We start from the raw sequence: 12,900 nt of genomic DNA on the forward strand, positions 1-12,900 counted from the left end.
TCTCACTAGCCTTTCACGGCACCGGCCAGCAGGCCGCGGTTGAAGGATTTCTGCAGGCCCAGGTAGACGAGGATGCTGGGCAGCATGGCGATGACGCTGATGGCGATGAAGACGGCGGGCTTCATGGTCTCGTCAGCGCGCACGGTGGCCAGCGCGACGGGCAGCGTGTAGAGGTTCTCGTCGTTGGTGACGAGCAGGGGCAGCAGGTACTGGTCCCAGATCATGATGAAGCCGAACACCGCGGCACTGCCCAGGGCCGGCTTGCACAGCGGCAGGATGACGTGCCAGAAAATCTGCCAGTCGCTGGCACCGTCCACGCGCGCGGCCTCTTCCAGGTCGGCCGGAATGGCGCGCATGAACTCGCTCAGCATGAAGATGGAGAAACCCCAGCCGACGACGGGCAGGATCATGCCGAGGTGGGTGTCGTGCAGGCTGGCACCGACGAGAGGCAGCTTGCCCAGCACGATGAAGAGCGGGATGGCGATGACCTCGTCGGGCATCATCATGGTCGACAGGATCAGGAAGCTGACCGCCGCCAGGCCGCGGAAGCGCTTGCGCGCCAGCGCATAGGCGGCGAAGGCGCTGACCGACAGCTGCAGCACCGTGCCCACCAGCACGACGATGCTGGAGTTCAGCAGATAGCGCCAGACCTTGGCCTCCACCCAGGCGTAGCGGAAGTTCTCCAGCGTGGGCTGCTCGGGCCACCACAGCAGCCGGCCCGGTGCGACGGTGACGCCGGAGAAGGCCGTCATCAGGAAGGCCCAGAAGGGGCCGGCGAAGACGATGAGGACGAGGCCATAGAGCAGGGCGCGCGGCGCGAGGGACAGCAGGGGCGATTTCATCGACGGCGGCGCCAGGCGAGGTAGACGGCGGTGAGGGCCGCGGTGAAGAGGAATAGCAGGGTGGAGGCGGCGGCGGCGAAGCCGTAGTCCAGCTCCTGGAAACCCTGCTTGTAGATCTGCGTCATGACGACCTCGGTGCTGCCGGCCGGGCCACCGCCCGTCGTTGCATAGACCTCGGTGAAGACGCGAAAGCCGCGGATGAAACCCAGAGTGCAGATGACGGTGATGGCGGGCGCCAAGCCAGGCAGCGTCACAGCTCTGAAGCGCTGCCATGCGTTGGCGCCGTCGACGGCTGCCGCGTCGTAGAGCTCGCTGTTGATGCCCGCCAGGCCCGCCACGAAGATGACGGTGTCATAGGGCACATGCTTCCAGACATGCATGCCCATCAGTGCGGCCAGGGCCTGCGACGGATCGGACCAGAAACCCTGCGGGCCGATGCCGACCAGGCCGAGCGCCGCGTTGATGACGCCGTCCGGCGTGGGCGCATAGAGGATGCGCCAGACCTCGGCGGCGACGGCGGCGCTGGTCACTGCCGGCAGGAACATGGCCGTGCGGATGAAGCGCATATGCCGCGCCGTGCCTTGCAGGGCCTGGGCCAGCAGCAGGGCGATGGAGGCCGACAACAGCACGGTGACGAAGACATAGAGCAGGGTGCGGCCAGCGGCGTCGCGCAGCGCCGCATCGGTCAGCGCGCGCTCGAAGTTGTGCCAGCCGACATAGGTGTCGGGGCTGCCGAAGTTGACCTTGTGGAAGCTCATCACCAAGCCCTTGGCCATGGGGATGAACTTGAACCAGGTGAAGACGATGAGGGCCGGTGCGAGGAAGAGCCAAGGCGTGAGCCGGCTGAAGTTGCGGCGCGGCGTCATTGCGCTTCCTGGCGAGCGAGTTCGGCGTTGAAGCGGGCATTCAGCGCGCGCAGATCGCCAGGGATGTCCTTGCTGCAATGCGCCAGGATGGCGTTGAAGCCGTCGGCCGCCAGTTGCTGCAGCCGCGACCAGTTGCGCGCCTGCGGCAGTGGGTGGCCGTGCTCTGCGTACTCCTGGGCCACCATGGCCCAGCGCTCGTCGCCATGGGCCTGGGCCGCGTCGACCTTGCGATTGACCGGAAGGCGCACGACGGGCAGGCCACCGGCCGGAGGCCGCGTGCCCAGGGCCTGGCCTTCGGGCGAGATCAGGAATTCGACAAACTGCTTCGCGCGTTCGGGCTGCGAGGTGTTGCGGGCGATGTAGGCCAGCTCGCCGCCGGCCAGGCTGGCGCGTTGGCCATTGGGGCCCGCGGGCAGGGGCACGACCTCGTAGTGGTCCTTGCCCGGCTCCTTGTCGAACAGTGCGATGTGATACGGGCCCGACAGATAGAGGCCGGCCTGGCCCGAGCTGAAGACCTTGTTGGTCTCCTGTGTCGTCGCGTTGATAGCATTGGGCTGCACGCTGTGCTCCTCGCACACCATGCGGCGGAACAGGCTGAGCGTGGCGACGGCCGTGGGTTCGTCCAGCGCGCCATGCATCTTGCCGTCAGGCCCGGCGCGCTGGAACTCGCCGCCAGCCTGGAACAGGAAGCTGCTCAGATACCAGGCCGCATAGCCGCGCGTTGCACCGCCGGGGAAGGCCAGGCCATAGGTGTCGCGGCGGCCGTTGCCGTCGGGGTCGCGCTCGGTGAAGGCGCGCGCGAGCTGGGCCAGGTCTTCCCAGTTGCGCGGCACCGGCAGGCCCAGCTTCTCGCGCCAGTCCTTGCGGATGAAGAGCACATGGGTCTGCACGGAGGTGGGTACGCCATAGACCTTGCCGTCGGGCAGGGTGGCGGCCTTCCACGCGCTGTCCAGCAGGTCTTCGCTGCCGGCAATGCGCGTGCGATCGATCTCGGTGGCCACGCCCATGTTGACGAGCTGACCCACCGTGCCCAGCTCGTTGACGATGACGTCGGGCATGTGGCCGCCGACGGCAGCGCGGGCCAGGCGCTGTTCGTAGTCGTTCAGCGCGTTGAAGTACTCGATGCGAATGCCGGTCTTCTTCGTGAAGGCCGCGGCGATGGCGTCATAGGTCTTGCGGCCGTCCTTGGAAGACCGTGTCCACACATGCAGGGGCGCGTCGGGCGAAGCGGATTGCGCCGCCATCGGCAGCAGCGCCAATGACAACGCAGTCAAGGTAAAGCGGTTAACCATCCAATCATTGTTGCGGCTGCAGGCGACCAAGTAAACAGCGGCGCGTCTAGCGAAAACCCTGGCAACAAAGGCGTGAAACGGCCTTCCATTTTGAAATCGCCTCACTATCATTCAGTTAAACGTTTTACTGAAATGACCAAAAAACGCCTCCCCACCCTCCGCGACGTGGCCGAAGCCGCCGGTGTCTCCGTGGCCACGGTCTCCAAATACTGCAGTGGCGGCCAGCGCTTTTCGCCGGCTGTCGAAGCCGCCATCCAGGCCGCCATCGACAGCCTGGGCTACCGCACCAATCACCTGGCCCGCTCCATGGCGACGGGCCGCAGCGGCGCGGTCGGCCTGGTGGTGCTGGACCTGGGCAACCCGCACTTCACCGGCATCGTCAAAGGGGCCAGCCGCGTGGCCCAGGCCAACGACTACAGCATGGCCTTCGTCGACACGGCCGAGAGCAAGGCGCCGGAGCGCCATCTGGTCGAGACGCTGTCGCGGCGTGTTGATGGCCTGGTCGTCAGCTCACGGCTCGCCGATGAATCCATCGAATGGCTGAAGGCCCTGGGCAAGCCGGTCGTCTTCTTCGGCCGCTACGGTCACGGCGGCGTGCACAGCGTTGGCGCCGACGGTTATCTGGCCGGGCTGATGATCGGCCGCCACCTGATGTCGCTGGAGCACAGCCGCGTGGCCTACGTGGGCTTTCCGTCCTCGCGCTGGAATGCCGAACGCATCCGCGGCCTCAGCGACGCATTGGTCGAGAAGGGCCGCCAGTTGGAGGTGCTGGATGTGGACGCGCCTTCGCCCGAGGCCGGCGAGTCGGCCGCATCGCGCCTGCTGCTGGGCGGCCAGCGGCCGGATGCCATCGTCACCTACAACGACCTGATGGCGCTGGGCCTGATGAACGAGGCGCGGGCCCTGGGCGTGGAGATTCCGCGCGATGTGTCCATCGCCAGCTTTGACGACATCGCCTACGGCCGCTACACCAGCCCCACGCTGACCTCGGTGGCGATGAACAGCGAGCAGATGGGCGAGGTGGCCATGCAGCGCCTGCTGCAGCTCATCAACGACGAGCTGGAGCACCCCTTCGACGAAGTGCTGGCGCCGCGCCTGGTTGTGCGCGAGTCCACCTGCCGGCGAGCGTCATGACCGCTCCGCTCCAATCAGGCGGCGGCTCGTGTCGAGCCCCGCACGACGAGTCGCGGCGTGAGGTCGTGGGCCTTGGCTGGCGCAGCCTCGCCGTCGATGGCGGCGATGAGGTCGCGCATGGCCCACTCGCCCAGGGCGTCGGCATGCAGGTCGACGCTGGTCAGCGGCGGGCTCAGGAAGCGGCCGAAGGGCATGTTCTCGATGCCGGCCACCGACACGTCCTGGGGCACGGTCAGGCCCAGGTGACGCGCTTCGGAAATCAGACCCATGGCGATCAGGTCGTTGCAGGTCGCAATCGCCTGCGGCCGCTTCTGGCCCAGCAGCAGGCTGGACGCCAGCTTGGCGCCATCCTCGGCCGTCGGGTTGGTCACCTGATGCACGGCCAGTTCGACGCCGGCCGCCTGCAGCGAACGCTTCATGCCCAGCAGCCGCTCGGCATTGCCGGGCTGGGCCTCGCAGGCGATGTAGGCGATGTCGCGATGGCCCAGGCTCAGCAGATAGCGGCCCAGCATGGCCGCGGCCTGCTCGTCGCCGCTGGGCGCTTCGGCGGGCGCGGCGCGGCCGAGGTCGACGAAGGGCCGGCCGTAGCTGGACAGCAGCTTGCGCGCGGCAGTCGGCAGCGCGGCGGCCAGCACGATGCCGTCCACCTGCATGCCAGTCACGCGGGCCAGCTCGCGCTCGGGCGATTCGCTTTGCAGCAGGTCGACGAAAAGCAGGTCGTAGCCCAAGGCCGTGGCGGCGCGGCTGGCGCCCTTGATGACGGCGGCCGTGTAGGGGTTCTCCACGCCGTAGACGAGTGCCGCGATGGCGCCCGAGCGGCCCGTGACCATGCTGCGCGCCGCCAGATTGGAGCGGTAGCCCACCTTCTCAATGGCTTCGGCGATGCGGGCCTCGACGGCCGGCGTGAAGCGCTGCTTGCCGTTGACGAACTTGGACACTGCCGCCGTCGACACCCCGGCCAGCTCGGCGACATCGCGCAGGGTGGCAGGAGACTTGGTGGAAGGCACGATGGGCAGGTGGGCGGCGCTGGACTGGCGCGGATTCTCTACCAAGGCCACAGCGATCGGAGCCGCCGTGCAAGCTGACCGCTATGAGCCGCCGCTCAAGGATATGCCGCTGAACGCGCTGGTGCGCGAGCAGCTGCTGCCCCAACTGGCCAGCTACTTCGCGCTGCTGGATGCCGACGGCCTCCAGACGCGCTTCAACGGTGCGCCGGTGTTCGAGCAGGGCGATGTCTTCCTGCCCGGCAAGGTCGCCATCGGCCTGGCGCATCTGCTGACGCTGACGCCGCGCGACGACGCGGCCTTCGCGGGCACGCTCGCCGGTGGCCGGCGCTTGATGGCGCTGATCAGCGAGATGCGCATCGACAGCTGGGGCATCTATTACGCGCTGATGGCGCTGAACCGCCTGCGCAAGGCCGGGTTGTTGGATGCCGCTGTCGACGCACAGAGTCAGGCGCGGCTGCGCGAGCGGCTGGACTGGCGCATCTTCGTCGACGAGAAGACGCTGCGATTGAAGGCCCTGCCGACCAACTACTACGGCGTCGCCTTCGGCATCGCGCGGCTGCGCATGCTGATGGGATGGGAGGACGCGACCGCCAGCGAGGCGCTGCTGGCCAAGACCCTGGACCATTACGAGCGCTATTCCGGCGAGTTCGGCTTCTCCGACGAGACCGAGGGCGAAGGCCGCTTCGACCGCTACAGCATCCTGCTGGCGGCCGAGTTCTGCGAGCGCTTCATCGAGACCGAGCTGCCGGTCACACCGCGGCTCAAGGAGTTGCTGGCCCAGTCCGCCCAACTGGCCCTGCAATGCGCCAGCGCGGCGGGCGACGGCTTCGGTTTCGGCCGCAGCATCGGCCCCTATGGCGACACCGGTGTCGTCGAGATCCTCGCCACCGCGGCCCGCCTGGGCGTGCTGGATGCCGAGGAGAGCCGCCAGGCCTATGCCTTCTGCGTGCGTGCAGCGGCCAAGTACGTCGACTTCTGGTTCGACCCGGCCATGAACTCGATCAACCTGTGGAAGCACGGCCGCAGCACCGACGGCTACCGCGGCCCGCACCGCATGCTGGGGGAGAACTTCTCCATCATTCATCAACTGCTGTCGACTTGCGAGCTGTGGGCGGAGGCGGGACTGGCCGACCAAGTGCCGCCCGACGACCTCGCTGCCTGGCTGGAGCGCAGCCAACCGGACTTCAAGCTGAACTGGTTTGCGCGTGGCAACTACGAGCGCGCGCTGGTCACGAGGCGCGACCGCGGCCTGGTCTTCACGCTGCCGCTGATCAACGGCGGCGTGGGCCAGCACGACAACGCGCCTTACTACCCGATTCCCTTCTCGCCCCGCCTCATTGAGGGCCGGCCGGAGAGCGGCGCTACCCATGCCCAGCTGCTGCCCCGGCTGACGCTGGCCGACGGCAGCATGCTGCTGCCGACCTCCTTCATCCAGCACATCGAGGCCTGGCGCGACGGCGAGGACCATGTCCTCAGCTACAGCCAGCCCGGCCTGAACCGCGTCGGCGGCCACCAGCCCCAGCTCGACACCCGGGTGACGCTGACGACCGAGTACCGCTTCGGCCCCGGCCGCATCAGCCGCACCGACGTGCTGCGCCCCACGGCGCCGCTGGACATCGCCGCGCTGAGCCTGGAGTTCGCCTGCTTCTCGTCGGGTGCAAGTACCCAGGGAGCTGGCGTGGATTTCGACACCGGCGTCGTCGCGCGCTTCGAGGCCGAGGGCTATGAGCGCCTCGATGTCCAGGAGCCGCCCACCAGCGCCTTGCGCGGCCTGACCAGCGGCCCTTCGCGCACGCATCTGCATTTCTCGGGAGCGCCCCCACAGAGGGACGCCCCGCTTCAAGTCCGGTGGACGTTGATCTACCGCTAGCCCACCAAACCATCAAATAAAACGGAGACAGGCAATGAACGAGGTCACATCCAGGCGCATGACGCCCATCGCCGCCGCCCTGCTGCTGCTGGCCGCCCAGGCCACGCTGGCGCAAGAGGCGGCCAAGCCCAAGGCCGACGCGACACCGGAGAAGAACCAGCTGGAGCGCGTCGAGGTCACGGCCAACAAGCGCGTGGAGAGGCTCGAGAACGTGCCGCTGGCCATCTCGGTCTTCACGGCTGAACGGCTGGAGCGCAGCAATGTGCGCTCGCTGGAGGACGTCATCGAGCTGACGCCGGCACTCTCCGTCACCTACGGCACGACACCGGCCAACAACGGCCTGAACATGCGCGGCATCGGCACCTCGTCCATCGGCATCGGTGTCGAGTCCGACGTGTCCGTCATCATCGACGACGTGCCCATGGGCGCCCAGTTCATGGCCTTCAAGGACCTGGCCGACACGCAGCGCGTCGAGGTGCTGAAGGGGCCGCAGAGCACGCTGTTCGGCAAGAGCGCCATCGCCGGCGCCCTGCTGATCACGACCAAGCCCATCGGCAGCGCCATCCGCGGCGACGCCAGCGCCTATGTCACCAATGACGGCGAGGAGCGCTTGCGCTTCTCCGTCGGCGGCGAGATCGCGCCCAAGCTCGGCCTGCGCGTCGCGGCCGCGGCCAGCCAGTTCGACGGCAACCTCAACAACCTCAGCACCGGCAAGAAGGTCAACGGCAGCCGCGACCGCACGCTGATGATGAAGCTGGCTTGGCACCCGACGGACGACATCGACGTCGAGTTCACGCCCACCTACAACAAGACCCGCAACGACTGCTGCACCTTCGCGCTGACCAGCTTCGGCACCAACAACCAGGTGGCCGGCTACCAGAACGGCGTCAAGGAACTGCCGGCCTCGCTGCTGCTGGCCGGCATCACGCCCAGCCCCACCAACCGCGACATCCGGATGGACTCGCCGACGGGCATCGAGTCCGAGATCAAGGGCGCCTCGCTGCGTGTGAACTGGGCCTTGCCCAACGGCATGTCGCTGACCTCCATCACCTCGGGCCAGCGCTACACGGCCAACGACTACCGCGACCAGGACTTCACCGACGTCCACACCCTGCTGTACTACCCCATCACCGCGGGCAAGTCCGTCGAAGGCCGCGACGCAGGCTATGTGCAGTACGGCACCTATGTCATCGACACCAAGACCCAGGAATTGCGCCTGACGTCGGCCGACCTGGGCAACTTCCGCTACGTGGCCGGCCTCTGGTGGGCCAAGAACAGCATCGACCGCTTCTTCAATCGCGGCTTCGACGGCATCGCGCTGTCCACGCCCATCGCCTACTACGGCGACACCAGCAACCGCAACACCGCTATCTACGGCCAGGCCACCTGGGAGTTCATACCCGGCACCACGCTCGTCGCCGGCCTGCGCCAGAACCGCCAGGTCTCGGGCTACTCCCTGACGCTGAGCAACCCGCTGCCGGCCGTCTTCACGCCCACGGCCACCTATTCCAGCCGCGACAACAAGGAAGACTCGACGACCGGCAAGCTCAGCCTGCAGCACCAGTTCACGCCGGGGCTGATGGCCTATGCGATGACGTCGACGGGCTACAAGGGCAAGGCCTACGACATCACCAGCGGCCTGACCGCCGCCACCGCCGCCCAGCAGCCGGTGGCGTCGGAGTCGGCCAAGCATTACGAGCTGGGCATGAAGGGCAATTTCTTCGACAACCGGCTGACGATGAACCTGGCCGTCTTCAACACCAAGTTCAAGGACTACCAGCAGAACTCCGGCAGCTTCCTGCCCGGCACGTCGACCTATGTGACGCGCTTGAACAGCATCGGTGGCGTGCAGACCCGCGGCGTGGAGCTGGATGTGGCGGCCCTGGTCACGCCCAACTTCATCGTCAACGCCGACATGGCCTACACCAAGGCCACCGTGACCGACTGGCCCAACGCGCCTTGCTACAACGTGGCGGGCTCGCCCAATGGCGGCTTCAACCTGGAGTGCGTGCGCAACAACCCGCTCTACGGCGGCCAGAACACCCAGGACGTGGCGGGCGGCCGCATGCCCAATGCGCCGAAGTGGAAGCTGGGCATGTCGGGCCGCTATGACCTGGCCCTGCCGGACGGCCCCTTCAACCTCTTCTTCAGCGGCAATCTGCGCCGCCGCACGGCGGTGCTGACCAATATCAACCAGGACCCGACGCTGGCTTCGCCGGCCGTGACCATCGTCAACATCGGCTTCGGCCTGAAGGACAAGTCCGGCAAATACCAGCTGGGCTTCTACGTCAACAACCTGTTCGACCACCACTACGCCAACACCGGCTACAGCGGCCTGGGCACCTGGCGCGTGAACCCCGTCAACAGCGGCTCTTCGTACGCGCACACCACGTGGACGCCGGCCCGCGACGCCTTCAGCTATTCGGCGGTCCGCCTCGATGTGAAGTTCTGAACGCCATGGATGCAGCAGCAGTATTCAGCCTGGAAGGGCGCACGGCCGTCGTCAGCGGCTGCAACACCGGCCTCGGCCGTGCCATGGCCGTGGCTCTGGCGGAGGCTGGGGCCGACATCGTCGGCCTCAACCGCAGCGAGGCCGCGGGCCTTGGCGAGGAGATCGCGCGTTGCGGCCGGAGCTTTCTGGACCTGCGCGCCGACCTGGCCCACGGCGCACCGGCCGAGCTGGTCGAGCAAGCCGCGGCGCTGACGGGTCGCGTCGACATCCTCGTCAACAACGCCGGCATCATCCGCCGCCGCAGCGCGCTGGAGTTCAGCGAGACCGACTGGGACGATGTCGTCGACCTGAACCTGCGCGCCGTCTTCCAGCTCAGCCAGGCGGCTGCGCGCCGCTTCATGAGCCAGGGCGGCGGCGGCAAGATCATCAACGTCGCCTCCATGCTGAGCTTCCAGGGCGGGCTGCGCGTGGCTTCCTACACGGCCAGCAAGAGCGGCGTGCTCGGCCTGACGCGGGCCCTGGCGAATGAATGGGCGCCGCTGGGCATCAACGTCAATGCCATCGCGCCCGGCTATATGAGCACCAACAACACGGCCGAGCTGCGTGCCGACGCGGACCGCAACGACGCCATCCTCGGCCGCATCCCGGCGGGCCGCTGGGGCCGGCCCGAGGACCTGTCGGGGGCGGTCGTCTTCCTGGCCTCGCGCGCGGCCGACTATGTGCATGGCCACACCCTGGCCGTCGACGGCGGCTGGCTGGCGCGGTGATGCCATGCTGGCCAGGGATTCGGTTGCTGCCGTCCAACAGGTCTTCGCGTTGCTGGAGGCCATCGGTCATCTGCGTGCGGCGACGCCGGCGCAACTGACGGCGCGAATCGGCCTGACCCCGCATATCGCGCAGCGCCTGCTGCAGACGATGGCAAGCCTCGGCTACGTGGCCGAACGCGAAGGGGCCTGGGTACTGACGGCCCACACCTTCGAGCTGGGCGCCAAGGCATTGCAGCTGCCGGAGCTTGTGGACGCTGCCAAGCCCGCCATGCGTGCCGTCGCGGATGCTCTCGGCGAAGCGGTGCAACTCGGTGCCCTGGAAGAGGGTGAGATCGTCTGCCTGCACAAGATTGACTCCATCCGACCCTTGGGGCTGTCGCTGCCCATTGGCCAGCGCCTGCCTCTGCGAGGCTCGGCCATCGGCCAGGCCTTGCTGGCTTGGCGCAGCGACGACGAGGAGTTCGCGCACATCCGTCAGCGTGGCTTCAGCGAACAGCGCGCCCTGCAGGTGCACAGCATCGCGACGCCCATCTTTGACTGCCGCGGCCAGGCCGTCGCCGGCCTGGCTGTGCATGTACCGGCGATGCGCTTTGAGGTGGCCGCCACCGCGCGCCTGGCGCATCAACTGCGTGCCGCGACCCACGCCATCTCGCAGGGCCTGGGCTGGGGATCGCCCCGATGACGCCCGAAATGATCGCGCTACCATTTTGGGATGAGCAAGTTCTTGAAGTCGGGCCTGCTGGCCGCCGTCCTGCTGCTGGCCGGTTGCGCCAGCGCGCCACGCGGGGATGGGCCATGGCGTGCGGCCTGGGGCAGCGCCCAGCTGGAGCAGGCACCGGTCGCTAACGCCACGCCGCTGTGGCGCCAGCCCATGCGTGACGTCAGCCTGCGCCAGATCGTGCGCGTGGATGCCGCCGGTCCGGCCCTGCGGGTGCGCATCAGCAATCTCTTCGGCGCCGAGCCGCTCAGCCTGGACGCGGTCACGGTGGCGCTGGCCGATGGCGCGACGGTGAACCCTGCCAGCCTGCGTGCTTTGAGCTTCGGTGGACTGCGCGGCGTTGACGTGCCGGCGCATGCCGAGATCTGGAGCGATGCCCTCGCGTTTGCCGTGCCGCGCCAGGCCGACCTCGCCGTGCAGATGCATGTGCGGGCCGGCCCGACTGTGGCCACCGTGCATCCCGGCTCGCGCATCCGCAGCTGGGCGGTCGACGGCAACCGCGTCGGCCTGGCCGACTGGCCCGAGGCGGTGGCCCTGGAGGGTTGGTGGCATCTGGCCGCCGTCGATGTGCGTGCCGCCAAGCCGCTGCCCGTTCTCGTTGCGACGGGCGACTCCATCACCGATGGCTATGGCGTGCCTTCGGGCAGCTTCCAGCGCTGGACCGATGCGCTGTCGCGCCGGCTGCTGGCCGAGCAGCGCGATGTGGCTGTCGTCAACACCGGCATCGGCGGTGGCCGACTGCTGCGGGATGGGCTGGGCCCCAATCTCCTGTCGCGCTTCGAACGCGATGCGCTGGCGCGCAGCGGGGTGACGCATGCCGTCGTGTTGATCGGCGTCAATGACCTCGGCGTCAGCCATCGCGGCAAGCCGACGACGCCCGAGTCACGTGCAGCGCTGCTGGCCGAACTGAAGGCGGGCTTCACCGATCTGGCGCAACGCGCCCGCGCGCGCGGCGTCTGCCTGATGGGCTCGACCGTCATGCCTTACTCGGGCAGCGGCTATTACTCACCGCAGCCCGAGAACGAGGCGGACCGCCAGGCGCTGAATGCCTGGCTGCGCGAGCCCGGGCGCTTCGATGCGCTGGTGGACTTCGATGCGCTGATGCGCGACCCGGCGCGGCCTGCCTTCCTGCGTGCCGAGGTCGACAACGACGGCCTGCATCCCTCGCTGGCCGGCTATCGCGTGATGGCCGAGGCCTTCCCGGTCGAGGTGCTCGACCGGCGTTGCGAAGCGAAGCTCAGCGCCCCTTGAGCTGGCGCCAGGCCGCGAAGTCCGCGGCCACGTCGGCGTCGGTCGGCGGATAGAGGCCGAGCACGCTGCGCCCGCCCATCACCTTGGCCTGCACATAGTCCTCGAAGACGGTCATCTCGACCGCTTCGCTCGCGATCTCGTCGGCGAGGTGGGCCGGGATGACGATGACGCCCTCGGCATCGCCGACGACGATGTCGCCGGGGAAGACCGGCGCATCGCCGCAACCGATGGGCTCGTTGATGGCGATGGCCTGGTGCAAGGTCAGGTTGGTCGGCGCGCTGGGCCGCGAGTGATAGGCCGGGAAGGCGTATTTGGCGATGTCGGGGCTGTCGCGGAAGCCGCCGTCGGTGACGACGCCGGCCACGCCGCGCACCATCAGCCGCGCGACCAGGATGCCGCCGGCCGAGGCGGCACGGGGGTCCTTGCGGCTGTCGATGACCAGCACCGCGCCCTCGGGGCATTCCTCGACGGCCTTGCGCTGCGGGTGCGCGCGGTCCTTGAAGACGCCGATGTCGTTCAGGTCTTCGCGCGCCGGGATGTAGCGCAGCGTGCAGGCCGGGCCGACCATGTTGGGCAAGCCGGGGTTGAGCGGCCGCACATCCTGGATGAACTGGTTGCGCAGGCCGCGCTTGAACAGGGCGGTGCACAGCGTGGCGGTGCTGACGCCCATCAGCTTCTTGCGGGTGTCTGGGTTCATGATG

At 68.1% G+C, this 12,900-nt stretch carries 11 protein-coding genes; 6 read left to right on the forward strand and 5 right to left on the reverse strand.

The window, feature by feature from the left end; genetic code table 11:
- Window positions 1–5: 5 nt before the first annotated feature.
- The 3 genes from ACS5PN_RS18205 to ACS5PN_RS18215 are packed head-to-tail and all read right to left on the reverse strand — an operon-like array spanning window position 6 to window position 3,000.
- Complete coding sequence (locus ACS5PN_RS18205; RefSeq protein ID WP_439465394.1) at window positions 6–842, reverse strand: carbohydrate ABC transporter permease; 837 nt, start codon at window positions 840–842, stop codon at window positions 6–8.
- On the reverse strand, window positions 839–1,708 hold the full coding sequence (locus tag ACS5PN_RS18210) for a carbohydrate ABC transporter permease (RefSeq protein ID WP_439465395.1): 870 nt from the start codon (window positions 1,706–1,708) through the stop codon (window positions 839–841). The genes ACS5PN_RS18205 and ACS5PN_RS18210 overlap by 4 nt, the downstream gene beginning before the upstream one ends.
- Complete coding sequence (locus ACS5PN_RS18215) at window positions 1,705–3,000, reverse strand: ABC transporter substrate-binding protein (RefSeq protein ID WP_439465396.1); 1,296 nt, start codon at window positions 2,998–3,000, stop codon at window positions 1,705–1,707. The genes ACS5PN_RS18210 and ACS5PN_RS18215 overlap by 4 nt, the downstream gene beginning before the upstream one ends.
- A 132-nt stretch (window positions 3,001–3,132) precedes the next feature.
- Between ACS5PN_RS18215 and ACS5PN_RS18220 the strand changes: the two genes are divergently transcribed.
- Window positions 3,133–4,134 carry a LacI family DNA-binding transcriptional regulator gene (locus ACS5PN_RS18220; protein WP_439465397.1) on the forward strand — a complete coding sequence of 334 codons (1,002 nt, stop codon included), beginning with the start codon at window positions 3,133–3,135 and terminating at the stop codon, window positions 4,132–4,134.
- 14 nt (window positions 4,135–4,148) lie between these two features.
- On the opposite strand, the gene ACS5PN_RS18225 is transcribed toward ACS5PN_RS18220, so the two are convergent.
- Entirely contained in the window at window positions 4,149–5,141 is a 993-nt protein-coding gene (locus ACS5PN_RS18225; protein WP_439465398.1) for a LacI family DNA-binding transcriptional regulator, read from the reverse strand.
- A 67-nt stretch (window positions 5,142–5,208) separates the two neighbouring features.
- Here ACS5PN_RS18225 and ACS5PN_RS18230 point away from each other — a divergent pair, with 67 nt between their 5' ends.
- From ACS5PN_RS18230 to ACS5PN_RS18250, 5 genes are read left to right on the forward strand one after another with little or no spacing between them, the layout of a single operon-like run.
- Complete coding sequence (locus ACS5PN_RS18230) at window positions 5,209–7,011, forward strand: hypothetical protein (RefSeq protein ID WP_439465399.1); 1,803 nt, start codon at window positions 5,209–5,211, stop codon at window positions 7,009–7,011.
- A gap of 34 nt (window positions 7,012–7,045) precedes the next feature.
- Window positions 7,046–9,463 (forward strand): TonB-dependent receptor, encoded by a 2,418-nt coding sequence (locus ACS5PN_RS18235; RefSeq protein ID WP_439465400.1) that lies wholly within the window; start codon window positions 7,046–7,048, stop codon window positions 9,461–9,463.
- 5 nt (window positions 9,464–9,468) lie between these two features.
- Entirely contained in the window at window positions 9,469–10,230 is a 762-nt protein-coding gene (kduD, locus tag ACS5PN_RS18240) for a 2-dehydro-3-deoxy-D-gluconate 5-dehydrogenase KduD (RefSeq protein WP_439465401.1), read from the forward strand.
- Window positions 10,187–10,912 (forward strand): IclR family transcriptional regulator domain-containing protein, encoded by a 726-nt coding sequence (locus tag ACS5PN_RS18245; RefSeq protein WP_439465402.1) that lies wholly within the window; start codon window positions 10,187–10,189, stop codon window positions 10,910–10,912. Before kduD ends, ACS5PN_RS18245 begins: the two co-directional genes overlap by 44 nt.
- 30 nt (window positions 10,913–10,942) lie before the next feature.
- A complete protein-coding gene (locus tag ACS5PN_RS18250) occupies window positions 10,943–12,199 on the forward strand; it encodes an SGNH/GDSL hydrolase family protein (protein ID WP_439465403.1) in 1,257 nt (418 codons plus the stop codon).
- On the opposite strand, the gene ACS5PN_RS18255 is transcribed toward ACS5PN_RS18250, so the two are convergent.
- Window positions 12,186–12,896, reverse strand: coding sequence for a ribonuclease activity regulator RraA (locus ACS5PN_RS18255; protein WP_439465404.1), 711 nt, complete (start codon window positions 12,894–12,896; stop codon window positions 12,186–12,188). The genes ACS5PN_RS18250 and ACS5PN_RS18255 overlap by 14 nt on opposite strands.
- Window positions 12,897–12,900: the final 4 nt, after the last annotated feature.

The organism is Roseateles sp. NT4 (assembly GCF_051857475.1).
Taxonomy (GTDB): domain Bacteria; phylum Pseudomonadota; class Gammaproteobacteria; order Burkholderiales; family Burkholderiaceae_C; genus Pelomonas.

Excerpts from the sequence above, each read along its gene's own strand:
- ACS5PN_RS18205 (WP_439465394.1), bottom strand. The coding sequence starts at position 842 with ATGAAATCGCCCCTGCTGTCCCTCGCGCCGCGCGCCCTGCTCTATGGC.
- ACS5PN_RS18220 (WP_439465397.1), top strand. The coding sequence starts at position 3,133 with ATGACCAAAAAACGCCTCCCCACCCTCCGCGACGTGGCCGAAGCCGCC.
- ACS5PN_RS18250 (WP_439465403.1), top strand. The coding sequence starts at position 10,943 with ATGAGCAAGTTCTTGAAGTCGGGCCTGCTGGCCGCCGTCCTGCTGCTG.
- ACS5PN_RS18215 (WP_439465396.1), bottom strand. The coding sequence starts at position 3,000 with ATGGTTAACCGCTTTACCTTGACTGCGTTGTCATTGGCGCTGCTGCCG.
- ACS5PN_RS18210 (WP_439465395.1), bottom strand. The coding sequence starts at position 1,708 with ATGACGCCGCGCCGCAACTTCAGCCGGCTCACGCCTTGGCTCTTCCTC.
- ACS5PN_RS18235 (WP_439465400.1), top strand. The coding sequence starts at position 7,046 with ATGAACGAGGTCACATCCAGGCGCATGACGCCCATCGCCGCCGCCCTG.
- ACS5PN_RS18255 (WP_439465404.1), bottom strand. The coding sequence starts at position 12,896 with ATGAACCCAGACACCCGCAAGAAGCTGATGGGCGTCAGCACCGCCACG.
- kduD (WP_439465401.1), top strand. The coding sequence starts at position 9,469 with ATGGATGCAGCAGCAGTATTCAGCCTGGAAGGGCGCACGGCCGTCGTC.
- ACS5PN_RS18245 (WP_439465402.1), top strand. The coding sequence starts at position 10,187 with ATGGCCACACCCTGGCCGTCGACGGCGGCTGGCTGGCGCGGTGATGCC.